This is a genomic window from Agarivorans sp. JK6, assembly GCF_045277145.1.
Taxonomy (GTDB): Bacteria; Pseudomonadota; Gammaproteobacteria; order Enterobacterales; family Celerinatantimonadaceae; genus Agarivorans; species Agarivorans albus.
The window spans coordinates 1405969-1430471 of the sequence record NZ_CP113525.1; the positions used below are offsets into that span (position 1 = coordinate 1405969).

25 protein-coding genes are annotated in these 24503 nt (G+C 44.6%); 24 read left to right on the forward strand and 1 reads right to left on the reverse strand.

All coding sequences use genetic code 11. The annotated features are described in order from the left end of the window. Window positions 1-73: 73 nt before the first annotated feature. The 12 genes from rpoE (at window position 74) to OV592_RS06695 (ending at window position 9364) form a co-directional block, all read left to right on the forward strand. Window positions 74-652 (forward strand): RNA polymerase sigma factor RpoE, encoded by a 579-nt coding sequence (gene rpoE, locus OV592_RS06640; RefSeq protein ID WP_016402860.1) that lies wholly within the window; start codon window positions 74-76, stop codon window positions 650-652. 21 nt (window positions 653-673) lie between these two features. Next, the gene (locus OV592_RS06645) at window positions 674-1210 is read left to right on the forward strand and encodes a sigma-E factor negative regulatory protein (RefSeq protein WP_016402859.1); all 537 of its coding nucleotides are present in this window, start codon (window positions 674-676) and stop codon (window positions 1208-1210) included. A 32-nt stretch (window positions 1211-1242) separates the two neighbouring features. Beyond that, window positions 1243-2256, forward strand: a complete 1014-nt coding sequence (locus tag OV592_RS06650) for a MucB/RseB C-terminal domain-containing protein (protein WP_406610856.1) — start codon at window positions 1243-1245, stop codon at window positions 2254-2256. Continuing rightward, on the forward strand, window positions 2240-2704 hold the full coding sequence (locus tag OV592_RS06655; protein WP_406610857.1) for a SoxR reducing system RseC family protein: 465 nt from the start codon (window positions 2240-2242) through the stop codon (window positions 2702-2704). The genes OV592_RS06650 and OV592_RS06655 overlap by 17 nt, the downstream gene beginning before the upstream one ends. Window positions 2705-2903: 199 nt before the next feature. Further along, window positions 2904-4703: a translation elongation factor 4 gene (lepA, locus tag OV592_RS06660; RefSeq protein ID WP_016402856.1), complete on the forward strand. Its 1800-nt coding sequence runs from the start codon at window positions 2904-2906 to the stop codon at window positions 4701-4703. Window position 4704: 1 nt separating this feature from the next. Further along, window positions 4705-5619, forward strand: a complete 915-nt coding sequence (gene lepB, locus OV592_RS06665) for a signal peptidase I (RefSeq protein ID WP_338625035.1) — start codon at window positions 4705-4707, stop codon at window positions 5617-5619. Window positions 5620-5626: 7 nt separating this feature from the next. After that, window positions 5627-6301 carry a ribonuclease III gene (gene rnc, locus OV592_RS06670; protein WP_338626417.1) on the forward strand — a complete coding sequence of 225 codons (675 nt, stop codon included), beginning with the start codon at window positions 5627-5629 and terminating at the stop codon, window positions 6299-6301. After that, on the forward strand, window positions 6298-7197 hold the full coding sequence (gene era, locus OV592_RS06675; protein ID WP_406610858.1) for a GTPase Era: 900 nt from the start codon (window positions 6298-6300) through the stop codon (window positions 7195-7197). The genes rnc and era overlap by 4 nt, the downstream gene beginning before the upstream one ends. A 2-nt stretch (window positions 7198-7199) precedes the next feature. Beyond that, entirely contained in the window at window positions 7200-7907 is a 708-nt protein-coding gene (recO, locus tag OV592_RS06680; protein WP_220718531.1) for a DNA repair protein RecO, read from the forward strand. Between the two features lie 24 nt (window positions 7908-7931). After that, window positions 7932-8672 carry a pyridoxine 5'-phosphate synthase gene (gene pdxJ, locus OV592_RS06685; protein WP_338625040.1) on the forward strand — a complete coding sequence of 247 codons (741 nt, stop codon included), beginning with the start codon at window positions 7932-7934 and terminating at the stop codon, window positions 8670-8672. 3 nt (window positions 8673-8675) lie between these two features. Continuing rightward, window positions 8676-9050: a holo-ACP synthase gene (gene acpS, locus OV592_RS06690; RefSeq protein ID WP_016402850.1), complete on the forward strand. Its 375-nt coding sequence runs from the start codon at window positions 8676-8678 to the stop codon at window positions 9048-9050. A gap of 14 nt (window positions 9051-9064) precedes the next feature. Then, entirely contained in the window at window positions 9065-9364 is a 300-nt protein-coding gene (locus OV592_RS06695) for a hypothetical protein (RefSeq protein ID WP_016402849.1), read from the forward strand. A gap of 77 nt (window positions 9365-9441) precedes the next feature. On the opposite strand, the gene barA is transcribed toward OV592_RS06695, so the two are convergent. After that, window positions 9442-12219 carry a two-component sensor histidine kinase BarA gene (barA, locus tag OV592_RS06700; RefSeq protein ID WP_406610861.1) on the reverse strand — a complete coding sequence of 926 codons (2778 nt, stop codon included), beginning with the start codon at window positions 12217-12219 and terminating at the stop codon, window positions 9442-9444. 94 nt (window positions 12220-12313) lie between these two features. Here barA and rlmD point away from each other — a divergent pair, with 94 nt between their 5' ends. The 12 genes from rlmD (at window position 12314) to OV592_RS06760 (ending at window position 24500) form a co-directional block, all read left to right on the forward strand. Next, window positions 12314-13624 (forward strand): 23S rRNA (uracil(1939)-C(5))-methyltransferase RlmD, encoded by a 1311-nt coding sequence (rlmD, locus tag OV592_RS06705; protein ID WP_406610862.1) that lies wholly within the window; start codon window positions 12314-12316, stop codon window positions 13622-13624. A gap of 51 nt (window positions 13625-13675) precedes the next feature. Then, window positions 13676-15895, forward strand: a complete 2220-nt coding sequence (gene relA / locus OV592_RS06710) for a GTP diphosphokinase (protein ID WP_406610863.1) — start codon at window positions 13676-13678, stop codon at window positions 15893-15895. A gap of 22 nt (window positions 15896-15917) precedes the next feature. Beyond that, window positions 15918-16733 (forward strand): nucleoside triphosphate pyrophosphohydrolase, encoded by an 816-nt coding sequence (gene mazG, locus OV592_RS06715; RefSeq protein WP_406610865.1) that lies wholly within the window; start codon window positions 15918-15920, stop codon window positions 16731-16733. A 134-nt stretch (window positions 16734-16867) separates the two neighbouring features. Continuing rightward, complete coding sequence (locus OV592_RS06720; RefSeq protein ID WP_040307427.1) at window positions 16868-18499, forward strand: CTP synthase; 1632 nt, start codon at window positions 16868-16870, stop codon at window positions 18497-18499. Between the two features lie 63 nt (window positions 18500-18562). After that, on the forward strand, window positions 18563-19861 hold the full coding sequence (gene eno / locus OV592_RS06725) for a phosphopyruvate hydratase (protein ID WP_016402842.1): 1299 nt from the start codon (window positions 18563-18565) through the stop codon (window positions 19859-19861). A 136-nt stretch (window positions 19862-19997) separates the two neighbouring features. Then, window positions 19998-20285, forward strand: a complete 288-nt coding sequence (ftsB, locus tag OV592_RS06730) for a cell division protein FtsB (protein ID WP_016402841.1) — start codon at window positions 19998-20000, stop codon at window positions 20283-20285. A 23-nt stretch (window positions 20286-20308) separates the two neighbouring features. Continuing rightward, window positions 20309-21013, forward strand: coding sequence for a 2-C-methyl-D-erythritol 4-phosphate cytidylyltransferase (ispD, locus tag OV592_RS06735; RefSeq protein WP_406610866.1), 705 nt, complete (start codon window positions 20309-20311; stop codon window positions 21011-21013). Between the two features lie 6 nt (window positions 21014-21019). Continuing rightward, window positions 21020-21496: a 2-C-methyl-D-erythritol 2,4-cyclodiphosphate synthase gene (gene ispF, locus OV592_RS06740; RefSeq protein WP_256471419.1), complete on the forward strand. Its 477-nt coding sequence runs from the start codon at window positions 21020-21022 to the stop codon at window positions 21494-21496. After that, on the forward strand, window positions 21493-22548 hold the full coding sequence (gene truD / locus OV592_RS06745) for a tRNA pseudouridine(13) synthase TruD (protein WP_406610868.1): 1056 nt from the start codon (window positions 21493-21495) through the stop codon (window positions 22546-22548). Before ispF ends, truD begins: the two co-directional genes overlap by 4 nt. Next, window positions 22529-23284, forward strand: a complete 756-nt coding sequence (gene surE / locus OV592_RS06750; protein ID WP_406610869.1) for a 5'/3'-nucleotidase SurE — start codon at window positions 22529-22531, stop codon at window positions 23282-23284. Before truD ends, surE begins: the two co-directional genes overlap by 20 nt. Further along, window positions 23284-23925: a protein-L-isoaspartate(D-aspartate) O-methyltransferase gene (locus OV592_RS06755; RefSeq protein ID WP_406610870.1), complete on the forward strand. Its 642-nt coding sequence runs from the start codon at window positions 23284-23286 to the stop codon at window positions 23923-23925. Before surE ends, OV592_RS06755 begins: the two co-directional genes overlap by 1 nt. Next, window positions 23922-24500, forward strand: a complete 579-nt coding sequence (locus OV592_RS06760) for a YqaA family protein (protein ID WP_406610871.1) — start codon at window positions 23922-23924, stop codon at window positions 24498-24500. The genes OV592_RS06755 and OV592_RS06760 overlap by 4 nt, the downstream gene beginning before the upstream one ends. Window positions 24501-24503 lie beyond the last annotated feature (3 nt).

Below are 24503 nucleotides of genomic sequence, written 5' to 3' on the forward strand. Positions count from 1 at the left end.
AACAAGCAGTCTGAAGAGATGTGCCGCCAAAAAAGCTACCGAATCTCAAGCATTAGGAGGACGGTAGTTACAAATGTCAGAACAGTGGACAGATCAAACGTTGGTCGAAAGAACGCAACGTGGCGATAAGGCGGCATTTAATTTGTTGGTACAAAAGTATCAGCATAAGGTAGCAAACCTTATATCACGCTATATTGTGAATCACGGGGATGTGGCCGATGTAACGCAAGATGCGTTTATTAAGGCTTACCGTGCACTACCAAACTTTCGAGGAGAAAGTGCGTTTTATACATGGTTATACCGAATTGCAGTAAATACTGCTAAAAACCACATTGTTGCTCAAGGTCGTAGACCGCCTGCAAATGATGTGGATGCTGATGAAGCAGAGTTCTATGATGGCGCAGATGCTTTGAAAGAAGCGGACACTCCAGAAACTTTGTTGTTATCCGAAGAAATAAAAGAGGTAGTTTTTGCTACAATGGAAGGACTACCTGATGATTTGCGCACTGCAATTACTCTTCGAGAGATAGATGGTTTAAGCTACGAAGAGATTGCCAATGTAATGGATTGTCCTGTCGGGACCGTGAGATCACGGATTTTCCGAGCAAGGGATGCAATTGAAAAGCGAATACAACCGCTTTTAAGTAGGTAACTTTGGGGATTGATGACTAATATGGCAAATAAAGAACAGTTATCCGCACTGGTTGATAACGAATTAACCGACGCAGCACTGTTAGATCTGTTAGCCAATGAGCCGGAGCATGCAGAGCAGTGGAGTAATTATCATTTAATTGGTGATGTACTTCGCGGAGAAACCCCCAAGCAAATCGATATTGATATTGCTAGTGGTGTAGCCGCTGCCTTGGAGCAAGAGCCAGCGATTGTAGCCCCTAAACCTCAGGCGGCCGAACAAAAAGAATCGTCAGTACGTGTTGTTCGATTCTTCAAATATGCTGGGCAATATGCAATTGCTGCATCGGTAGCGGTAGCCGCTATTATTGGTGTTCAGCAATATTCATATCAAGCCAACGATGCTGACCAACCTTTACCCGTATTTAGCACAGTACCGGTAGGTGGAGCTGTAGCACCAGTTAGCTTACAGTCTAACCCTCAGCCTCGTGAGCTAAGTGAAGCTGAAATTATGGAACAGCGTAAGCGTATTAGCGCCTACTTACAGGACCATCGCTTCCAGCAACGAATTGTAGAGTAAATAATTAGCCTATGCGCTTAAAGACTATCTCGATGCCAGTAATCTTATTACTGGCATCTTTTTCTGTTTCAGCAGAGTCCCCCGTAACCACCTCTGATGCCTCGGCTACCTCAGTTAGCCAAACCAGCCCTGCGGTGAGTTTATTACACGATTACCAACAGGCTTTTCATCAGCGTCAGTATGAGCTCTCTTATATTGTGGTTCGCCAAGGGCACATCGAGCCAGTGCGCTTAATTCACGGAGTGGTTAATGGGGTAGAAGTTGCCCACCGCGTGTACTTAAACGGCCCTGCTAATGAAGCGGTATACCGTGAAGGTACCGTAGCCTTTTTTGAACCAGGGCAATCACCTTACAGTTTGGCCTCAAGTCGTTTACCCGGCATGTTTGGCAATTTAGCGGCAGTAAAACTGGAAGATTTACAAAGCAATTTTGACTTAGTGATTGCAGGTAAAAGCCGCGTTGCCGGTCGACCCGCACAGGTGATGCGCATAGTGCCTAAGTCTTCCGATTTGTACGGTTTATACCTATGGATTGATTACGCATCTCACTTACCCTTGCGTTTAGATGTGGTTGATCAAACAGGTGAGTTGATCGAACAGCATATGGCTGTGACGTTGGCTGAATATGAAAAGCCCAGTGAATGGATGACAGAATTGGCCAGCTTAGAGTTGCCAAGCACCGTAATGGGTAAAGAGTCGGTAGATAAACAAGAGCACCAAATTAATTGGCGCTTGGGTTGGTCACCCAAAGGGATGAAAGTTGCTCAAAAAGAGCAGCATTCCTTGGCGGCTATATCAGAATCGGTTGATTACATTAAACTTAGCGATGGCCTGTTTGATATTTCGGTTTATGCCAATGCCGTTGGCAAGACTAACCCCTTACGTGAACAACTGGTTCGCCAAGGTGCGACCAGCTTACATACCGTTGTACGTAAAGGTATTGAAATCACTGTTGTTGGTGAAATTCCACCAGAAACCGCCTCAAAAATGGCCGATTCAGTAACCATTGGTCCTTACTTCGAGAAGCCCATTGAGCCGGCCCAGTAATTCCGCATTAATCATTGAAACAGCCAAGGTTGTTGAGGTAAGTGACGGTTACGCAAAAGTTGAGTGCGTAAGTAAAAGTGCATGTGGCAGTTGCGCCAGTGCAGACAATTGCGGAAATAGTGCCATAGCTAAAGCCTTTCCTACTCGGATTCATCAGCTTCGGGTAAAGCTTACTGAAACGGTTGAGGTGGGGGACCAGATAGAGTTAGCCTTGAACGCCAAAAACATGCTGCAAAGTGCATTGCTTGTTTATCTTGTTCCCATTGCCATGCTGATTATAGGCGCAGCACTCGGTAAATTTATCACTATGCAAGGCTTTGCTGGTGAATGGGCTATTGCCATCTGCACCTTACTAGGTTTAGCCTTAGGCTTTTTATTGGTTCGTGGCTTTACTCGTTACTTTGCTCGGCAGCCACGATATCGCCCCCAAATGCATACTAAGCAATAAACTTCTTTTAGAAAACGCCCTGTAATGGGCGTTTTTTGATTTTAGGGAATACAAAACAATTACTAATTTAAGCCTGCATTTTTTTTGGTTCTGAGTGGATTGTGGTAGTATCCGCGTCAACGATATAATGCGCGATTGCTGCATTTTTAAGAAAAGCGAATCTTAATTCGCGTACAGATGACTTTTTATAGGTAAGCTCTTGATAAATAAGAATATTCGCAACTTTTCGATTATTGCCCATATCGACCATGGCAAATCGACCTTGTCTGATCGCCTGATTCAACACTGTGGTGGATTGAGCGCGCGCGAAATGGAAGCGCAGGTTCTTGACTCTATGGACTTAGAGCGCGAACGCGGAATTACCATTAAAGCACAAAGTGTAACCTTGGATTACACCGCCAAAGACGGTGAAACCTACCAGCTTAACTTTATTGATACCCCAGGACACGTAGACTTCACTTATGAAGTATCTCGTTCACTGGCGGCGTGTGAAGGTGCTTTACTGGTTGTTGACGCTGCGCAAGGCGTAGAAGCCCAAACCTTAGCGAACTGTTATACCGCTATGGAAATGGACTTAGAAGTTATTCCAGTGCTGAACAAAATTGATTTACCACAGGCAGATCCAGACCGCGTAGCGGAAGAAATTGAAGATATCGTAGGCATTGATGCCACCGATGCAACGGTTTGTTCAGCTAAAACAGGCCTAGGTATTGAAGATGTATTAGAAACCATTGTACGTGACGTACCACCACCTGAAGGTGATGATACAGCTCCGCTACAGGCGCTAATTATTGATTCATGGTTCGATAACTACCAAGGCGTTGTATCACTGGTACGTATTAAAAGCGGTGAGTTAAGAGCAGGCGAGCGCATGACAGTAATGTCTACTGGCCAAGCACATGTGATTAACGAAGTGGGTATTTTTACCCCTAAACAAACCAATACCGGAGTATTAAAAACCGGTGAAGTAGGTTACGTAATCGCCGGTATTAAAGAGATTTTGGGCGCACCTGTTGGTGATACCTTAACTACCCAAAAAAATGGTTCTACCGAAGCCTTGCCTGGATTTAAAAAAGTAAAGCCCCAGGTATATGCGGGTTTGTTTCCTACCAGTTCTGATGAGTATGAAAACTTCCGTGATGCGCTAGCTAAGTTAAGCCTTAACGATTCTTCGTTATTTTATGAGCCAGAAAACTCTACCGCTCTAGGTTTTGGTTTCCGTTGTGGTTTCTTAGGCATGTTGCACATGGAAATCATTCAAGAGCGTTTAGAGCGTGAATACGATCTTGATTTAATCACTACAGCGCCAACCGTAATTTACGAAGTAGAGATGAACAAAGGCGAAGTTATCTATGTAGATAGCCCAGCTAAGTTACCACCTACTAACAATATTGCAGAGATTCGCGAGCCCATTGCCGAAGTAAATATTCTGGTTCCTCAAGAATACTTAGGGAATGTAATCACCCTGTGTGTAGAAAAGCGCGGCATCCAAAAGAACATGGCTTACCACGGTAAGCAAGTTGCCTTAACTTACGAAATACCTATGGCTGAAGTCGTGTTGGATTTCTTCGATAAACTTAAGTCTACCAGCCGTGGCTATGCGTCTTTGGATTACAACTTCAAGTACTTTAATGCTGCTAACATGGTGCGTGTAGATATCATGATTAACGGCGATAGGGTTGATGCGCTAGCCTTGATTACTCACAAAGATCACTCTGAATCTCGTGGGCGTCAGGTAGTTGATAAAATGAAAGAGCTTATTCCGCGCCAAATGTTTGATATCGCGATTCAAGCATCTATTGGTATGCACATTATTGCTCGTTCTACGGTTAAACAACTTCGTAAAAACGTAATTGCCAAGTGTTATGGCGGTGACGTAAGTCGTAAGAAGAAGCTGCTAGCGAAGCAGAAAGAAGGTAAAAAACGTATGAAGCAAGTAGGCAACGTGGAAGTGCCTCAAGAAGCGTTTTTAGCCGTACTTCATATTGGTAAGGATTAACATGGCCACAATATTTCCGCTAATTCTGGTAATTGCTACGTTTGTTACGGGCATTATTTGGGCCTTAGATAAGTTTCACTGGGAAAAGCAGCGCGAACTTAAATTGCAAGATGCTCGCACCGCTGCAGGTGGCGAGTTACCTAACGATGCAGAAGAAAAGATAACCACACCGCCAAGCTGGATTGAGAATGGTCGCTCGGTGTTTCCGGTTATTGCGATTGTGATGGTGCTGCGTTCATTTATTTACGAGCCTTTCCAAATTCCTTCTGGCTCGATGATGCCGACACTGTTAGTGGGTGACTTTATCTTGGTTGAAAAGTTTGCTTACGGCTTAAAAGATCCTGTTACTCGTAGCACTATTGTTGAAACTGGTTCGCCTGAACGTGGTGATATTGCGGTATTCAAGTACCCTCAAGATACCCGTATTGATTACATTAAGCGCATTGTTGGCCTGCCTGGCGACAGAGTGATATATCGTGGTAAGCAGCTGTTTATTCAACCTAAGTGTGAAGCTAAACCTTGCCCTGAGCTAAAACCTGTACCCTTGGATTTTGAAGTTTCGGGGCGTTTTAAGCAAGGTCCAATGGCTCTAGAGAATTATCGAGAGAGCCTAGCAGAAGTTGAGCACGAGATTTTGATAAATCCTGCAGCACCAGATCGTGTGCAATACTTTTATCAACAGCCGGGCACGGCTAAAGATGAGTGGATTGTACCAGAAGGCCACTATTTAGCCTTCGGTGACAACCGCGATAACAGTACCGATAGTCGCTACTGGGGTTTTGTATCAGACGACCACTTAGTGGGCAAAGCGGTAGCAATATGGATTAGCTTTGAATTTGAGCGTGCTGAAGATTCAGTATTACCGGGATGGATACCCACAGGTGTTCGATTTAATCGCATTGGCGCGATCAAGTAGGTAGATGATGATTAGCTCAAACCCAGAACGCTTGCAGCGTGCTATAGGGTATACATTTAAAGATGACAGTTTATTGCACCTAGCACTTACTCACCGTAGTGCTGGTGGCGTACATAACGAGCGTCTTGAGTTTTTAGGGGATGCAGTGCTTAGTTGGGTAATTGCCGACGAACTGTATCACCGCTTTCCTGATGTGTCGGAAGGCGATTTAAGCCCTATGCGCTCAACCTTAGTAAAGGGGAAAACCCTAGCTGAGTTAGCGCGCAGTTTTGAATTAGGCGAGTATATTAAGCTTGGTCCTGGTGAACTGAAAAGCGGTGGTTTTCGCCGGGAGTCAATTTTGGCCGATGCAGTAGAAGCTATTATCGGCGCAGTATATTTAGATAGCGGTAACGATAGCGCCAAAGAAATGCTTTTGCGTTGGTATAAAGATCGCTTAAATACTATAGAGCCGGGCCTTAGCCAGAAAGATCCTAAAACTAGATTGCAAGAAATACTGCAGTCGAGAAAGCAAGCCTTACCTGATTATCAAGTCGTTGAAATTAAAGGCGAAGCTCATAATCAGCAATTTACCGTAAGCTGCTCAGTAGAAGGTTTGGAGAAGCCGGTTATTGGGATTAGCACTAGTCGCCGCAAGGCCGAGCAAGTGGCGGCTGAACTGGTATTGGAGCGTTTAGTATGAACTATGATACCCGTTGTGGCTTTGTAGCCATTGTTGGTCGTCCAAATGTGGGTAAATCGACCTTACTGAATGCTCTTTTAGGCCAAAAGGTAAGCATTACATCTAAAAAGCCACAAACTACGCGCCACCGTATTTTGGGCATTGATACCGATGATATTTATCAAACAATTTTTGTTGATACGCCGGGATTACACATTGAAGAGCAGCGGGCAATTAACCGCTTAATGAACCGAGCTGCTACCAGTTCGCTGGGCGATGTTTCGATGGTGATCTTTGTGGTTGAAGGGACCAAGTGGAACCCCGATGATGAGTTGGTTTTAGGCAAGTTGCGCCACTTAAAAGTGCCAGTTGTTTTGGCAATTAACAAAGTGGATAACGTGCAAGAAAAAGAAGAGCTGTTTCCGCACATGCAAATGATGCAGGAGAAATTCGACTTTTCTCATATTCTGCCTATTTCTGCTAAGCAGGGAAAAAATGTTGAACAGCTGCGTGAGTGGGCACAGCAAACCTTGCCAGAGAACGTGCACTTCTTCCCAGAAGATTACATTACCGACCGTTCTTCACGCTTTATGGCGGCAGAAATAGTACGTGAAAAGTTGATGCGATTTACTGGCCAAGAACTGCCATATTCTACCACCGTAGAAATTGAGCAGTTCAAAATGCAAGAAAACGGTGTTTACCAAATTAACGCACTTATTTTGGTAGAACGCCCTAGCCAAAAGCGCATGATTATTGGCAGTAAAGGCGATAAGTTAAAAACCATCGGTAAAGAAGCCCGCCTAGATATGGAGCGTTTGTTTGATAACAAAGTGTTCTTAGAGATGTGGGTTAAAGTTAAATCTGGTTGGGCTGACGACGAACGCGCTTTGCGTAGTCTAGGTTACGGAGACGAATAAGCTTGCCTGAACAGGCGCTCACACCTGCGTTTGTTATTCATACGCGGCCATATCGAGAAACCAGTTTGTTAGTTCAGCTGTTTACCCTCGAATATGGCAAAGTGAGTGCTGTGGCTCGCGGAGCTAGAGCTAAACGCTCTAAGTGGCGAGGCATATTGCAACCCGGCGTTCCACTATTAGTAGAGCTTAGTGGCAAAGGCAGTTTGCGTAATTTTAAACAGGTAGAAGCCAGTAACTTAGCGCTACCGCTGTTTGGGCAATATCTCTATAGCACCCTTTACCTTAATGAGCTGCTTTATTATTTGCTGGAAGAAAATACCGCTTATCCAAGCTTGTATCATCATTATCAAGACAGCTTAATGGCCTTAGCCAAACAGCAACCTTTAGAGGGATGTTTGCGCGAGTTTGAGCTGTTGTTGGTGGCTGAATTGGGTTTTGCCCTAGCCGAGCCGCAAGAATTCGCTCAAGGTCTTAGCTATCAATACCGATTACATGAGGGTTTTGTGGTTAGCAACAGCCGCTTTTCGCAGGTGGAATTTAGCTATCAGGAAATACTTATGTTATTAGCTTTTGACCCACAGCAAGCACAACACTTATTATGTGCCAAAAGATTTTGTCGAATTGTGATTGCTCAACTGCTCAATGGCAGAGAGTTGACCAGTCGCAAATTGTTCAGTCAAATTAAAACTACCAATAGAGCCTTCAATTAAGGCCTTGTTGAAAAAGGAATATTTGTGAGTGAGATTTTATTAGGCGTAAATGTTGATCATATCGCCACACTTCGCCAAGCACGCGGCACGACATACCCAGATCCTGTGCTTGCTGCTGGTATTGCCGAGATGGCAGGCGCTGATGGTATTACCATTCATTTAAGAGAAGACCGTCGTCATATTGTTGACCGTGATGTTGCTATCATGAGTCAAACGGTGCAAACCCGCTTAAACCTAGAAATGGCTGTTACCGACGAGATGGTAGCCATTGCTTGCGAGCACAAACCTCACTTTGTGTGTTTGGTGCCAGAAAAGCGTGAAGAGTTAACGACCGAAGGTGGTCTGGATGTTGTTGGCAATCTTGAGAAGATCACTGAAGCTGTTACTAAGCTGACTGACGCGGGCATTTTAGTTTCGCTATTTATCGATGCCGATGATGAGCAGATTGATGCTTCTATTGCATCTGGCGCGCCATTCATTGAGCTGCATACTGGTCATTATGCTGATGCAGAAGATGAAGCCGAGCAGCAAGCTGAGCTGAAAAAAATTGCCGCTGCGGCCAGTTATGCTGCAGATAAAGGCTTAAAAGTAAATGCTGGCCATGGTTTGCATTACCATAATGTATTGCCAATTGCAGCTATGCCAGAAATTATTGAGCTTAACATTGGCCATGCGATTATTGCGCGTGCAGTAATGGTTGGCATGGATGCAGCGGTGCGTGAAATGAAAACCTTGATGGTTCAAGCTCGCCAAGGTGAAGCATAAACTGTGGCGATAGTAGGCTTAGGTACCGATATCGTTCAAGTAGAACGAATAGCCAATAGCAAGCAAATGCATGCATTGGCTAAGCGGGTATTAACCGAAGCTGAATTTGCGCGGTTTGAGCAACATGCTGCCCCAGCGCGTTTTTTAGCAAAACGATTTGCTGCTAAAGAAGCAGCTGCAAAAGCGCTGGGAACAGGAATTGCCAAAGGTGTTGGTTTTCAACAAATAGAAGTGTCCAATAACCAATTTGGAAAACCTGAGTTGGTATTTAGCGGCGCTGCAATGGCCTTGTGCGAGAAGCTTGAGGTAAGCAGCCAGTTTATTAGTATTAGTGATGAGCGTGACTACGCGGTAGCTACCGTAGTACTAGAGCGCTAATTAGGAGAAGAACATTGGTTGAACGATATCGCGTTCAGTTAGACCTATTTGGTCTAATGAAATTATTGGCCTTGGTAGGTTTTGGTGTGGGTGTGATTGCTGGTTTAGCATTACTTATTTATACGGTAATGAACGGTGGCAACATTATTCAGGCGATATTGCCTATGATTATTTCGCCGTTTAGTAATGCGTTAGTAACAGCCTTATTTGGTTTAGTTAGCTACCCATTTTATAACTGGTACTGCAATCGTAATCGCGGTCAAGTATTAACCGGTCGCTTCCTTAAAGAGCAAGAAGCTAATCAAGATATTTAGTTAGCTTGCTTACATCGATTGCTAAAGAAAAAGCCGCATAATAGCGGCTTTTATTTTGCTCCAAATACCTTGGAAGTTTAGCTTAGCTGCTGATTTAACTGCTTGGCAGCCTGTTTGACCTTTTCAATTTCATCACTTAGTTCCAGCAACTCTGGCTCAACTTGAGCGACATCACTGTGCTGACGTAGGCTATCTTCGATGGTGGTTGTAAGTGACTCTAAGCGCTTACAGCCACTATATGCACAACCTCCGCGGAAGCGATGAACGAGTAGCACAAACTCGTCCGCATTTATTTGCTGATTGAGTATCTGCTCAATCGCTTCTTCTATCTCTACAAAGCTGTCTTGCAACATAACAAACATATCTACGGCTAAGGCTTGGTTGTTGTTAGCGCGTTGCATGGCGAGTTGCCAAGACAGGCTAGCATTTTCAAATTCAATAGTTTTAGGTTGATCCAAGGTGGCGGCAAAGTCTTCTCGGCTAAGCAATTTAGCATTGGGTTGCCAGCGGTGGATAAGCTTCTCTAGTGACGATTCATCTATGGGTTTTGCTAGGTAATCATCAACGCCTTGCCCCAATAGCTGCTCTTTTTCGCCGGCTAGAGCATGCGCAGTAACCGCGATAATTGGGGTTTGTTCATTTTTACTGTTCTGGCGAATTTTTTGGGTAGCGCTAATGCCATCTAAAATCGGCATTTGGATATCCATTAAGATGAGATCGTAACTTTCTTCTTCAGCTTTAGTGATGGCTTCTAAGCCATTAGTACAGGTATCAACTTGGGTAACCAGTTCATGCAGCATTGCTGATATAAGTTTTAAGTTTGCCGCGTTGTCATCTACCGCTAGCACCTTTAACACCAGTTTCGAGCGGGAAACTTTTGCCATTGGCGTAACAACATCATTTACGGCAATCTTCTCATCAACTAATGCTTGCGCCAGTTTGCGATGGTTAATTGGCTTACTCATGCAGTGTTTAGCGCCTGCTTCTATAACCCGTTGGTGAATATCAGGATCGCTGGAGTTGATTAATACAATCACTTCCGAGCTACGCTCTAGTGCTTCGGCTATTTTCTTTTGTAAGGGCTCGAGTGTTTGCCAGTCACTATGACCAATGATTACCGTGCCCGAGAAGTCTTTAATCGCGCTTTGCCACTGAGCATCGTCAGTTGCGGTTTGCAGTGGCAATTGCCACTGTTGGGCTAAACCGCTAATCACAGACTGGCTGACTTGGTGCGGTTCATATAGCAACACAGATAGCTGACTTAGCGCGGTTAATGGCAGCGGGGCTCCCAGTACCATGTTGGCTTGTTCTAGGTGAATATCGAAACTAAACACTGCACCTTTTTCTGGCTCGGAGCTTAGTTTGATGTCGCCACCCATATGTTGAACCAGCTTCTGAGTAATGACTAAGCCTAAACCGGTGCCGCCGTACTCGCGGTTAATACTGGTATCTGCTTGTTTAAAGGCCTGGAACAATTGCGATTGTTGCTCTTTAGAAATGCCAATGCCGGTATCTTTCACCGCAGCATTTAGCACTACTTGCTGGCCTTGTTGCTTGATTAAACTAATCGCAACGGTAATTTCACCCTGGTGGGTGAACTTAATGGCATTGCCTAGTAGGTTAGTGAAAACTTGCTGTAAACGCAGCGGGTCGCCACGCAAACCTTCTGGCACATTAGGTTCTATCAGCAAGTTAAGTTCTAAGTTTTTATCTTGAGCACTTGGTGCTAGCAGTGTCACCACGTCGTTGATGGTATCTCGGAAGTTAAAATCAATGCGCTCGAGCTTGAGTTTTCCTGCTTCTAATTTAGAGAAATCAAGAATGTCATTAATGATGGCAAGTAGATTGTTGGCTGATTTTTCAATGGTGAGTAGGTAGTCGGCTTGATTACTGTTTAGCTGAGTTTTAAGCAGTTGACGAGCAAAGCCAATGACACCATTTAACGGAGTTCGTAACTCGTGGCTCATGTTGGCTAAGAATTCCGATTTCGCCTTAGCGCCTTGTTGCGCCTCTTTTTTGGCAATATCTAACTCAATGTTTTGAATTTCAATCTGTTCAAGCGTTTCGCGCAAATCACTCGTTGCTTGGTCAATGCTTTGGTGCATTTCCTCATGATATTCGGCTAGCGATTTAGCCATGGAGTTAATACCGTGTTTCAGCAACCCCAACTCGCCGGTGTAACTGCCATCAACACGGGCATCTAAGCGACCTTGGCGGATCCGGTCAACAATGTTCACCATGTTGGTAATGGGTTGGGTCACTTGTTTACTTAATTGGAAGGCGAATAGCACACTAATGAGTACGCCAAATAACACAATAAACAGCGCTACCGTGGTATCTCTAAACTGGAGCAGTAAGGCGCGGTCTTTGTTGTACTGCATTGAGATATAACCCAGCAGCTCTGGTTTTCCGTTACTAAAGGCGGCAAAACTACCTTCGGCTTCGGCCCAGATTGGCGCACGCAAAATAATTCGATTGGGGTAAATTTCTACCTGAGTTGATTGTGGCAGCGGTAATTCTGGATCGCTTTGTAGCAAGCGAATATTGCGGTGGTAGTTACTGGTTACAAAAAGTTGGTTGTGTTTATCGTACACCGCAATACTTTTAATTAACGGTGACATTTTTCGATGAGTAACGCTAATCAGCGATTTTACTTTTTCCCGATTATAGCGGCTTAGACCAACTTCACTGGCGATGGCGAGAGGCTCAATAACATTAACACCTTGCTCGATAACAAAGTTATCCAATTGCTGATTTCGATTAAAGGTGAAGTAGCTCGCCAACAAGATACCGACAAAAAGTGTAGGTATAATAGTGAGAATATATACGCGGGCGCGTAAGCCATACTTGGTCATAAACGTTTCTTATGGGAAAATGACATGGTTCCAATCGCTTATGATGACATAAGCCCGTCCCTTTTTGTATTCACCGAGTAAATAAGTCTCTTCTATGGCCCAATTTTTTAAAGCAAAAGCAAAATCTACTTCGATAAAGGCAATTAGAGACGCTCAGGTTCTAGCGCTTGATCACCATTTAAACGGAGTGGTAAAACACCAAGGCAAAACCTATTTTGTTGACGGGGTGTTGCCTGGAGAGCGGGTTGATGTATTGCCTAGTGCTAAATCGGGCCCTGCTAAGTTACTTAAACGTTTAAATGATGCGCCCCAGCGCATCGAGCCAGCTTGTCAGTTCTACCAAGAGTGTGGCGGATGTAGTGCCCAGTATTTGTCGGCGCAGGCTCAGCGAGATTACAAACTAAAAGCGGTAGCTGAGCTCATCAGCCGCCAGTCTGGTTATCAAGACTTACCTGAGTTTGAAATATTAAGTGGAGATGATTGGCATTACCGACGCGCTACACGTTTGAGCACTTGGTTTGATAAGCAGCGTGGTTGGCAGCTTGGTTTTCGTCAAAAATCCAGTAAAGACATTGTGGCTATATCAGAGTGCATTGTGCTTAAACCGCAACTGTCGGCTCTACTGGTGCCCCTTCAGCAATTATTAAAAACATGGCCAAAGTCTATCAATTTAGGTCATGTCGAGCTTATTGACTGCCAGCCACAAATTGTTTGCCGGATCCGTGTTCGTAACCAGCCTTCCGATAAAATTGCAGCGCAATTACGCAGCTTTGCTCAGCAACATTCCATAGCACTAGTCATCGCTACCGATGAGCAATCGAGCTATTTGATGGGGGAGCAGGCTTACTACGATTTGGCTGAACAGGATTTGCGCTTAGCTTTCACGCCCGGTGATTTCATTCAAGTGAATGAAGCCATGAATCAAGCTCTGGTTTCTAAAGCTTTAGAGTGGTTACAGCCTTGCGCAGAGGACCAAATATTGGATTTGTATGCCGGCATTGGTAATTTTAGCTTAGCCCTGGGGCAAAAAGCGCAGCAAGTGATTGCGGTTGAAGGGGTTACAGCAATGACTAAGCAAGTGCTAGCTAATGCTGAGGCAAATGGTTTAAGCAACGTTAGTGCATTTAGCGGTGATTTAGAGCAAGTTGAAACCGCTAATGCCTGGCAGAAAACCAAGGTTAATAAAGTATTACTCGACCCTGCTCGAGCAGGAGCAAAACTAGCTATTTCACAGGTTGCCAAGCTTAGTCCAAGCACCGTAGTATATGTCTCATGTAATCCTGCTACCTTAGCCAGAGATGCCAAAGTGCTTAAACAGGCGGGTTATCGCTTAAGTAATTTGGCGTTAGTAGACATGTTCGCACACACTGAACACGTAGAAACAATGGCTTTATTTGAACGTTAATGGTTGATGAGCAACCAGTGTTGGTAGCATTGATATAGGAATTTTTGTTGTATGGTTTCGGTACGAGAAACACATCTAAATGAACGACTTTTATTTGATGAGAATCAGTGGGTTGCTAGCCTTGATATTGCGGTAGAAGATCAACAGCACTTGTTTGCCGCCAGCAACTACTTTCGTGCTTTAGAAGCAGATAAAGACCAAGTCCATCGTTGTTTAACCAAGGGTAAGGAAATGGTGGAAATCTTAGTTACCCTTAACATGGATTTGCCGACCCTAGAAGCTGCGTTGTTATTTCCTTTTGTTGATGCTGGTTTGCTCGCAGAAGAAAAACTTAGCCCACAATTTAGTGATGAAGTGATCAAGTTGCGTCACGATGCAGCGCAAATGGACGCAATGAAGGCGCTAAGAACCGGTCAAAACAAAAGCCTGTCATCTGGACAAATAGATAATGTGCGACGGATGCTACTGGCCATGGTGGGGGATGTTCGCGCTATTGTGATCAAGCTGGCCGAGCGTATTTGCTTTTTGCGAGAAGTAAAAAATGAAGAGGAAGAGATCCGCGTATTAGCAGCCAAAGAAAGCCAAGATATTTATGCTCCGCTAGCGAACCGTTTGGGGATAGGCCAATTAAAGTGGGAGTTGGAAGATTTTACCTTTCGCTACTTGCATCCGGTCACCTACAAACAAATTGCTAAGCAGCTAGATGAAAAACGCCTCGCAAGAACCCAGTATATCGATGATTTTGTGGCTAAGTTGCAGCAGGATATTGAAGCTGCAGGCATTGATGCGCAAGTTTATGGTCGCCCAAAACATATCTACAGCATTTGGCGAAAAATGCAGAAAAAAGACTTATCTTTCGATAAGTTGTTTGACGTGCGTGCAATTAGGATTGTGGCTGAAAAACTGCAAGATTGTTACGCCATATTAGGCATAGTACATACCTCGTGGCACCATATCCCTAGCGAATTTGACGACTATGTTGCCAATCCAAAACCGAACGGTTATCAATCTATTCACACCGTGGTAATTGGACCAGAAGGCAAGTCGATAGAGGTTCAAATCAGAACCAAGCAAATGCATGAAGAGTCTGAGCTTGGCGTGGCCGCTCACTGGAAGTATAAAGAGGGTGGCAGCGGTGGTCGAAATGACTTCGAAGACAAAATTGCGTGGTTGCGTAAGCTATTAGCATGGCAAGACGATATTGCCGAAAATGGTGCCATGCTTGAGGAGCTGCGCTCTCAAGTATTTGACGACCGGGTATATGTATTCACCCCAAGCGGTGAAGTGATTGATTTGCCCGCGGGCTCTACGCCTTTAGACTTTGCCTACTATGTGCATAGCCAAGTGGGGCACCGCTGTATCGGCGCCAAAATTGGCGGCAGAATTGTGCCCTTTACATACCAGTTACACACTGGTGAGCAAGTTGAGATTATTACTCAAAAAGAATCTAGCCCCAGCCGCGATTGGCTCAATCCTAATTTGGGCTATGTGAAGTCCTCGCGTGCCCGAAATAAAATAGCTACCTGGTTTAAAAAACAAGACAAAGACAAGAACCAAGTTGCCGGTAAAGAGCTGCTTGAAGCAGAGCTACATAAACATGGTTTTAAACTGAGTGATGCTGAGCTGTGTGTAGAGCGTTTCAATGTTAAAAACCTCGATGATTTGCTGGCCGCTGTTGGCGCGGGCGATGTAAAGCTGAGCCAATTAATTCATCATTTGCAGGCCACGCTCAATAAACCAACCGCAGAAGAAGAAGATCGCCAAGCATTAGAAACCATTGCCAAAAAGGCAGAGCATCACGGTCAAAAGAAAAAACGGGCTAAAGATTCCATCGTGGTAGATGGCGTTGGCAACCTGATGACCCATATCGCTAAATGTTGTCAGCCTATACCGGGTGACAGTATTAAAGGCTTTATTACCCAAGGGCGTGGCATTTCTATTCATAGTCACGACTGTGAACAGCTTGCTGAGTTAGTGAGTCGTACGCCAGAGCGAGTGATTGATGCGGTATGGGGCGACAATACTGCCAGCAGTTATAGTTTAACCATTCGCATTATTGCTAATGATAGAAGCGGTTTGTTACGTGATGTCACCACTGTGTTGGCTAACGACAAAGTGAATGTGATGGGCATGCAGAGCCACTCAGATGTAAAAAGCCAAACCGCTACCATTGATATGGAAATAGAGATTTATAACTTGGAAACCTTATCGCGGGTATTAGCCAAAATAAATCAGCTTAACCATATTATCGAAGCGCGCCGTTTACGCTAACTAGTCAGGAATTTTCATTTCAATGTCACAACGCCCTTATAGCATAGAGACGCTGTTAAGCATTATGACGCAGCTACGCGACCCAGAAACGGGTTGCCCTTGGGACCAAAAGCAAGATTGGCAAAGTATAGTTCCTTATACCATAGAGGAAACCTACGAGCTGGCAGATGCAATTAACCAAGCTTTAGAGCAAGCAGACTTTTCAGAAGTGAAGCTGGAACTGGGTGATGTGTTGTTCCAAGTGGTGTTCTACGCACAGTTTGCTAAAGAGCAAGGCGATTTTGATTTTGCCGATGTGGTGGATGGTATTTGTGAAAAGCTTATTCGCCGTCATCCCCATGTTTTCACTGAACAAGCTTTTAAGAATGAAGCGGCCATTAAAGCTAATTGGGAAGCAGAAAAAGCCAAAGAGCGCGCCAGTAAAGCGCAATCTAGCAGCGTGAGTGTATTAGACGATGTGCCCTTGGCGCTTCCGGCTTTAAGCCGAGCGCAAAAACTACAAAAGCGTTGTGCTAGTGTGGGTTTTGATTGGCCAGATGTGGCTCCTGTTATCGATAAGGTAGAAGAAGAGTTAGTGGAAGTTAAGCAAGCCATTGCCGAGAAGAACCAGCAAGATATTGCTGAAGAAATCGGTGATTTGTTGTTTTCTTGCGTAAATTTAGCCCGAGCTTGTGATTTTGATGCAGAAGACTTACTACGTTCTGCTAACCAAAAGTTTACCCGTAGATTCCAAGGCGTTGAAGCGCTGGCAAGGGATTCGGGGAAAAACTTAGCAAGTATGAGCCTTTCAGAGATGGATGCGCTGTGGGATAAAGTGAAAGAAAATTACAAAAATTGATTTACAACAAAACCACTAAATCTTAGTCTTGATAGAGTGACATTGATTGTGGTGTTAAAGAGGCTTTGCTATACTATGCCCCCGTCCAAGTATCGCAGATACGCCCTTAACACATCCAACTTCTCAGGTTAGACATGACAACAAAGTACATTTTCGTCACTGGAGGCGTAGTATCCTCCTTGGGTAAAGGTATTGCCGCTGCATCATTAGCTGCGATCCTCGAAGCTCGCGGTCTTAAAGTGACCATTATGAAGCTTGACCCTTACATTAACGTTGATCCCGGCACAATGAGCCCGATCCAACACGGCGAAGTATTTGTAACCGAAGATGGCGCTGAAACTGACTTAGATTTGGGTCACTACGAGCGTTTCATTCGTAACAAAATGACTAAGCGCAATAACTTCACTACGGGTCGTGTTTATTCTGATGTACTGGCTAAAGAACGTCGTGGTGATTACTTAGGCGCGACTATCCAGGTGATCCCTCATATCACTAACGCAATTAAAGAGCGTGTTGTGGCGGGCGGCGAAGGTGTAGATGTAGCCATTGTTGAAATTGGTGGCACCGTGGGTGACATCGAATCGCAACCTTTCTTAGAAGCTATTCGTCAATTAGGTACCGAGATTGGCCGCGAACGCGCCATGTACATGCACCTCACCTTAGTTCCATATTTGGGGGCGGCTGGCGAAGTGAAAACTAAGCCTACTCAGCACTCGGTTAAAGAGTTGCGCTCAATTGGTATTCAGCCTGATATTCTTATTTGTCGTAGTGACCGTGCAATTCCTGCTAACGAGCGCGCTAAGATCGCCTTGTTCACTAACGTACCAGATCGCGCGGTAATCTCCTTAAAAGATGTTGATAGCATCTACAAAATTCCAGCATTGCTTAAGTCTCAAGGCTTAGATGCTCTAGTGACCGAACGTTTCGGTATAGAGTGCGAAGAAGCTGATTTGAGCGAATGGGAACAAGTTATTTACGAAGAAGCTAACCCAACCAATGAGATTGTTATTGGTATGGTGGGTAAGTATGTTGAATTACCTGACGCTTATAAATCAGTTAATGAAGCGCTAAAACACGGCGGGCTTAAAAACCGTTTAAGTGTGAAGATTCAATATGTAGATTCTCAAGATCTTGAAGTAAAAGGCACCGATGTACTAAAAGACTTAGATGCGATTTTAGTACCTGGCGGTTTTGGCGAGCGTGGCGTAGAAGGCAAGATTTTAGCCGCACAATATGCTCGTGAGAATAATGTTCCTTACTTGGGTATTTGTTTAGGCATGCAAGTAGCGTTAATTGAATACGCACGTAACGTAGCTGGCCTAAAAGGTGCCCACTCAAGTGAGTTTGACCCTAAATCAAAACACCCTGTAGTTGGTTTAATTACCGAGTGGATTGATGAAGACGGTAAAGTAGAAACTCGCGATGTAGATTCTGACCTAGGCGGTACAATGCGTCTTGGCTCGCAGCTTTGTCATCTAACCAAAGGGTCTAAGGTGGCAGAGTTGTATGGCAGCGTAGAGATTTATGAGCGCCATCGCCATCGTTATGAAGTTAACAATACTTTATTGCCAAAAATTACCGCGAAAGGCTTACAGGTAACGGGTCTTTCTTCGGATAAAAAGTTAGTAGAAATCATTGAAAACCCAGCTCACCCTTGGTTTGTGGCAGCACAATTCCACCCTGAATTCACGTCTACGCCTCGCGATGGACATCCGTTGTTTGCAGGTTTTGTAAAGGCAGCTGGTGAATTTAATAAAGCTCGCTAGACTCAATTAGCGAGTAATGTTTTTTAGAGAGTTAGAAGTTCATTTATATAGAGGAAATTAGTAATGTCTAATATCGTAAAAGTACTTGGTCGCGAAATCATGGATTCACGCGGTAACCCAACTGTAGAAGCTGAAGTACACCTAGCTGACGGTTCTATCGGTATGGCTGCTGCTCCATCTGGCGCATCAACTGGTTCACGTGAAGCCCTAGAATTACGTGACGGCGATAAAGCTCGTTACTTAGGCAAAGGTGTATTAAAAGCAGTTGAAGCTGTAAACGGCCCAATCGCAGAAGCACTTGCTGGTAAAGACGCATTGGCTCAAGCTGAGCTTGACCAAATCATGATCGACCTAGACGGCACTGACAACAAAGCTAACTTTGGTGCTAACGCTATCCTAGCTGTATCTCTAGCTGCTGCTAAAGCTGCTGCTGCTTCTAAGAAAGTACCACTATACGCTCACATCGCTGACCTAAACGGTACTTCAGGTGTTTACTCTATGCCTCTTCCAATGATGAACATCATCAACGGTGGTGAGCACGCAGATAACAGCGTAGACATCCAAGAATTTATGATTCAGCCAGTTGGCGCTGCTAACTTCCGTGAAGGCCTACGTATGGGCGCTGAAGTATTCCACAGCCTAGCTAAAGTTCTTAAAGCTGGTGGTCACTCTACTGCTGTTGGTGACGAAGGTGGTTTCGCTCCAAACCTAGAGTCAAACGAAGCTGCACTTGCTGCAATTAAAGAAGCTGTTGCTGGCGCGGGTTACGAGCTAGGTAAAGACATCACTCTTGCTATGGATTGTGCTGCTTCTGAATTCTACGACAAAGAAGCTAACATCTACGACCTTAAAGGCGAAGGTAAGAAATTCACTTCAGAAGAGTTCAACTTCTTCCTTAAAGATCTTACTGAACAGTACCCAATCGTTTCTATTGAAGACGGCTTAGACGAGTCTGATTGGGACGGTTTTGCTCACCAAACTAAACTTCTAGGTGACAAAATCCAATTAGTTGGTGACGATTTGTTCGTAACTAACACTAAGATCCTTAAGCGTGGTATCGACAACGGCATCGCTAACTCTATCCTAATTAAATTCAACCAAATCGGTTCTTTAACTGAAACTTTGGCTGCAATTAAAATGGCTAAAGACGCTGGCTTCACTGCTGTTATCTCTCACCGTTCAGGCGAGACTGAAGATGCAACTATCGCTGACCTAGCTGTTGGTACTGCAGCTGGCCAAATCAAAACTGGTTCACTAAGCCGTTCTGACCGTGTTGCTAAGTACAACCAACTTCTACGTATCGAAGAAGCTCTAGGTTCAAAAGCACCTTACAACGGTCTTAAAGAAGTTAAAGGCCAGTAATTCTTTTGAATTAAGCCGATAGCTTTAAAAATCCTCGCACTAGCGGGGATTTTTTTTGCCTAGGATTTAGATAAATAACACGCTGCTTATGGAGTAACAAACGGCTTTATGGGATTATCTCTTTTAGGGAGGAACCATGCGTTCGTTTAAGATTTTACTGATATTGATTGTTTTGCTGTTGCAGTATCAACTGTGGTTTGGCAAAAACTCGCTTAATGACTACTTCGCGCTACGTGAAGAGGTCACCAAGCATGACTTAGCAAATCAAGAATTAGCGCAGAGAAACTCGGTGTTAGTTGCCGAAATTGCTGATCTACGCAGCGGTTTAGATGCGGTAGAAGAGCATGCGCGTAATGAACTTGGCATGATTAAGCAGGGTGAAACTTTTTATCGCATAATTCCGTCCTCCGAAATAGAACAATAAGTGGCTCCGAGTATCAACATTTCATGAAATCTGAATGCAAGCAATATACTGCGCTGTTACCTGCCGCAGGTATTGGTAGTCGTATGCAAGCCTCTCTTCCTAAACAGTATTTGCGTTTAGGTGAGCAGACCATTTTAGAAACTACCGCCAAGGTCTTTTTATCACACCCTGCTATTAAAAACTTAATCATTGTATTGCACCCCAAGGACACTTGGTTTAACCAATTACCCTTAGCCAAAGACGTACGCATTAATACAGTGATTGGTGGCGATGAACGGGCAGACTCTGTATTAGCTGGGCTCAAGGCGGCTAAGCAAGATGAATGGGTTTTAGTGCATGATGCGGCTAGGCCTTGCATTACCCAAAGTGACATTAGCAAATTAATTAGCGCCGTAGAACAACAGCAATGTGGTGGTATTTTAGCCACTCAAGTTCGCGATACGATGAAACGCGGTGCCGATGGCAAAATTGCCCAAACGGTGTCGAGAGAACAGCTTTGGCATGCATTAACCCCGCAAATGTTTAAGGTTAAGCAGCTTAAAGACAATATACTAAATGCCTTGTTAACTGGCGTAGTGATTACCGATGAAGCGTCTGCTATGGAGTGGGCGAACTGCCCGGTGAGCTTAGTGACAGGGCGTAGCGATAACATTAAAGTGACTTGCCCAGAAGATTTGGCCTTAGCAAAATGGTTTATCAGCCAGCAACAGAATGAAGAGGAAGTATAAGTGAGTATTCGCATTGGCCACGGTTTTGACGTTCACAAGTTTGGTGGAGAAGGCCCATTAATGGTTGCTGGTGTCGCCATTCCTTACGAGCAAGGATTTGTTGCTCACTCTGATGGCGATGTTGCTCTTCATGCTTTATGTGATGCTTTGTTAGGCGCACTAGCCTTGGGCGATATCGGTCACCATTTCCCCGACAATGATCAGGCATATGCCGGCATCGACTCGCGAATTTTATTACGCCAAGTGGTCGCGCAAATATTTGAGCGCGGCTTTAAACTGGCAAATCTTGATTTAACCATTGTGGCCCAAGCACCTAAGATGGCGCCGCACATAGAAGCCATGCGGCTAAATATCGCAGAAGACTTGCAGGCCGATATAAGCCAAATTAATGTAAAAGCCACAACAACAGAAAAACTTGGTTTTGAAGGGCGTAAAGAGGGTATTTCTAGTCATGCCGTTGTATTACTGGAGAAAACTAAGTGAGTGATTATTTAAAGCAAATTAACCAGCTCAGTTATCTCCATGGCCAGCCCCAGAGTAGCGGTATTTTAAAACAACAAGCCGCTGATTTTTGTGTGGATGAAGTATTGCCCTTTGAATTTAGTGGCGATGGCGAACACATGATGGTGAAGGTGGAAAAAACCGGTGAAAATACTTCATGGGTGGTAAAAATGCTGGCCGAAGCCTGCCAAGTCAGCCCTAAAGTGGTTAGCTACGCGGGTTTAAAGGATCGCCACGCGGTAACAACTCAATGGTTTAGTATTCAGTTGCCGGGAAAGCCTAATGTTGAGTTACCCGAGCTGTTGGGCGATGGGGTAAAAGTTGTTGCCGTTGAACGGCATAACCGAAAGCTAAAACGCGGGGCCTTGTCTGGAAACAATTTTAAGATCCGTTTGCGTGATGTATCAGATGCGAACGATGCGTTAATCCGCGCAGATTTAGTTGCAAAAGCGGGAGTGCCAAATTACTTCGGCGCGCAGCGTTTTGGACGAAGCGCCAGCAATATAGACAGTGCTTTAGCTATGTTTGCCGGTAAGCGCATTAAAAACCGCGATAAACGCAGTATTTACCTCTCAGCTGCGCGTAGCTTAGTGTTCAACCGAGCTGTGAGTGAACGAATCGCCCAGCAGCATTTTTCTGAAGTACTAACTGGTGATGTGATGAAATTTGCTAGCAGCAATGCTTATTTTGTCGCTGAGCAAGTTGATGCAGATATTGTTGAGCGTTTCCAGCAAGGCGAAATTGAGCTTTCTGCACCTATGGTTGGGAAGGGGGAGTTAGCTTGCTTAGAGGATGCTTTGCGTTTTGAGCAAAGCGTACTGAGTCTCTACCCTCAAATTATTGCAGGCTTAAATGAAGCAGGTTTGAAGATGGAGCGCAGGGCTTTGGCTCTTAAACCACAACAGTTTAGCGCGAAGCTTGATGGTAATGACTTAGTACTGAGCTTCTACCTAAGTGCAGGAAACTACGCAACAAGCATATTGCGTGAAATAGTAAATTGCCAAGGTGAAGGTCATGACCATATTAGTGAGTAATGATGATGGTATTAATGCACCTGGCATTCAATGCTTAGCGCAGTGCTTAAAGCAACTAGCGCCGGTGTTAACGGTTGCCCCAGACCGCAATTGTAGCGGTGCCAGTAACTCTTTAACTCTAGAAAATCCCTTACGCATTGTGCACTTAGATGAACAAACTATCTCTGTTAAGGGGACGCCCACAGATTGCGTGCATCTGGCGATTAACGAGTTAGTGGATGAGCTACCAGAACTCGTGGTGGCGGGTATTAACGCAGGAGCCAACCTTGGTGATGACGTACTATATTCTGGTACCGTTGCTGCAGCAATGGAAGGAAGAAACTTGGGTTTACCAGCAATTGCTGTATCGTTAGTAGGCAGTGAAGGGAAGCACTATCAAACCGCTGCAGAAGTAACTTTAAAGTTGATTAAGCAACTGCGCGAGCATGCCTTACCGAGTAATCAAATTCTTAATGTGAACGTTCCTGATTTGCCAATGGAGCAGATTAAGGGCGTAAAGGTAACTCGGGCTGGCAGCCGGCATCGTGCAGAAGTGATGGTTAAACAACAAGATCCACGTGGCCACGACATTTATTGGCTTGGTCCACCTGGAGAAAAGCAAGATGCAGGTGAAGGCACCGACTTTCACGCTGTTGCTCAGGGCTATGTATCAATAACACCTTTAACAATAGATATGACAGCCCACAGCTTTATTGGCAAACTAGACACATGGATCAAGGATTGGGAGGCAAGGTAATGCAATTTGGCGAAAGCCCAAATAGTGTGAAATTGGTGAATCAACTACGTCAGCACGGTATACAAAATCAAGCCGTTTTGAACGCTATCGCTAAACTACCCCGACAGTATTTCATTGATGAAGCGCTTGCACATCAAGCTTGGGATAATACCGCCCTGCCAATTGGTCAAGGGCAAACCTTATCTCAACCTTATATTGTGGCCAAAATGACTGAAATATTGCTGCAAACACAGCCAAAAAAAGTGCTCGAAATTGGCACCGGCTCGGGTTATCAAACTGCGGTTTTAGCTTCTTTAGTCGACCAGGTTTACTCAGTTGAACGGATTAAAACCTTGCAGTTTCAAGCCAAACGCCGCTTAAAAATGCTCGATTTACATAATGTTGCAACAAAACACGGCGATGGTTGGCAAGGCTGGGCAAGCAAAGGGCCATTCGACGCAATTATTGTAACTGCCGCTGCAGTAGCTATTCCTCAAGCGTTAGTTGAGCAACTGAGTGTAGGTGGCCAAATGATTATTCCAGTAGGTGAGCAACAGCAGCAACAGTCGCTTATCTTAGTAGAAAAACAAACCCAAGGTTTTACCCAACGTAATCTTGAACCCGTTCGTTTTGTTCCTTTAATTAATGGTGAATTAGCGTGAAAATTTTTAGTGCCTTATACGATAGAGTGATGACGTGGTCTGAGCACCGCCATGCGGTACGTTATCTTTCAGGGATGAGTTTTATAGAATCTATCTTTTGGCCTATTCCTGTCGATGTCATGCTGGCGCCTATGGCGCTTTCTCGCCCTAATAAAGCATTACGCTTTGCTATGTTGGCGACTATTTTTTCAGTATTAGGGGCGGCTTTGGGTTATGCCTTAGGTCAGTTTTTCTACGAGCCTCTTGTGGAGCCGCTGATAAAATCGGTGGGCTACCAACATAAAATGGATGTGGCCTTTGAATGGTTTGAAAAGTGGGGTGTATTAGTAATTTTTGTGGCTAGCTTCACCCCAGTTCCATACAAGGTCTTCACCTTAACTGCCGGTATTCTGAATATGGCATTTATTCCGTTTTTGCTTATCTCTTTAGTTGGTCGCGGTATGCGCTTTTACCTAGTGGCTGGCTTGATGATGTGGGGCGGCGAAAAAATGGAAGCTCAACTTCGTAAATATGTAGAAATTTTAGGTTGGTTAGTTGTGGCTTTAGCTGTGGTAGCGTACTTATTGCTTCGTTAACAC

Bases quoted from the DNA above. Each gene is read 5' to 3' on its own strand.
- rpoE (WP_016402860.1), top strand. From the start codon at position 74: ATGTCAGAACAGTGGACAGATCAAACGTTGGTCGAAAGAACGCAACGT.
- OV592_RS06645 (WP_016402859.1), top strand. From the start codon at position 674: ATGGCAAATAAAGAACAGTTATCCGCACTGGTTGATAACGAATTAACC.
- OV592_RS06650 (WP_406610856.1), top strand. From the start codon at position 1,243: ATGCCAGTAATCTTATTACTGGCATCTTTTTCTGTTTCAGCAGAGTCC.
- lepB (WP_338625035.1), top strand. From the start codon at position 4,705: ATGGCCACAATATTTCCGCTAATTCTGGTAATTGCTACGTTTGTTACG.
- rnc (WP_338626417.1), top strand. From the start codon at position 5,627: ATGATTAGCTCAAACCCAGAACGCTTGCAGCGTGCTATAGGGTATACA.
- era (WP_406610858.1), top strand. From the start codon at position 6,298: ATGAACTATGATACCCGTTGTGGCTTTGTAGCCATTGTTGGTCGTCCA.
- barA (WP_406610861.1), bottom strand. From the start codon at position 12,219: ATGACCAAGTATGGCTTACGCGCCCGCGTATATATTCTCACTATTATA.
- rlmD (WP_406610862.1), top strand. From the start codon at position 12,314: ATGGCCCAATTTTTTAAAGCAAAAGCAAAATCTACTTCGATAAAGGCA.
- relA (WP_406610863.1), top strand. From the start codon at position 13,676: ATGGTTTCGGTACGAGAAACACATCTAAATGAACGACTTTTATTTGAT.
- mazG (WP_406610865.1), top strand. From the start codon at position 15,918: ATGTCACAACGCCCTTATAGCATAGAGACGCTGTTAAGCATTATGACG.
- OV592_RS06720 (WP_040307427.1), top strand. From the start codon at position 16,868: ATGACAACAAAGTACATTTTCGTCACTGGAGGCGTAGTATCCTCCTTG.
- eno (WP_016402842.1), top strand. From the start codon at position 18,563: ATGTCTAATATCGTAAAAGTACTTGGTCGCGAAATCATGGATTCACGC.
- ftsB (WP_016402841.1), top strand. From the start codon at position 19,998: ATGCGTTCGTTTAAGATTTTACTGATATTGATTGTTTTGCTGTTGCAG.
- ispD (WP_406610866.1), top strand. From the start codon at position 20,309: ATGAAATCTGAATGCAAGCAATATACTGCGCTGTTACCTGCCGCAGGT.
- surE (WP_406610869.1), top strand. From the start codon at position 22,529: ATGACCATATTAGTGAGTAATGATGATGGTATTAATGCACCTGGCATT.
- OV592_RS06755 (WP_406610870.1), top strand. From the start codon at position 23,284: ATGCAATTTGGCGAAAGCCCAAATAGTGTGAAATTGGTGAATCAACTA.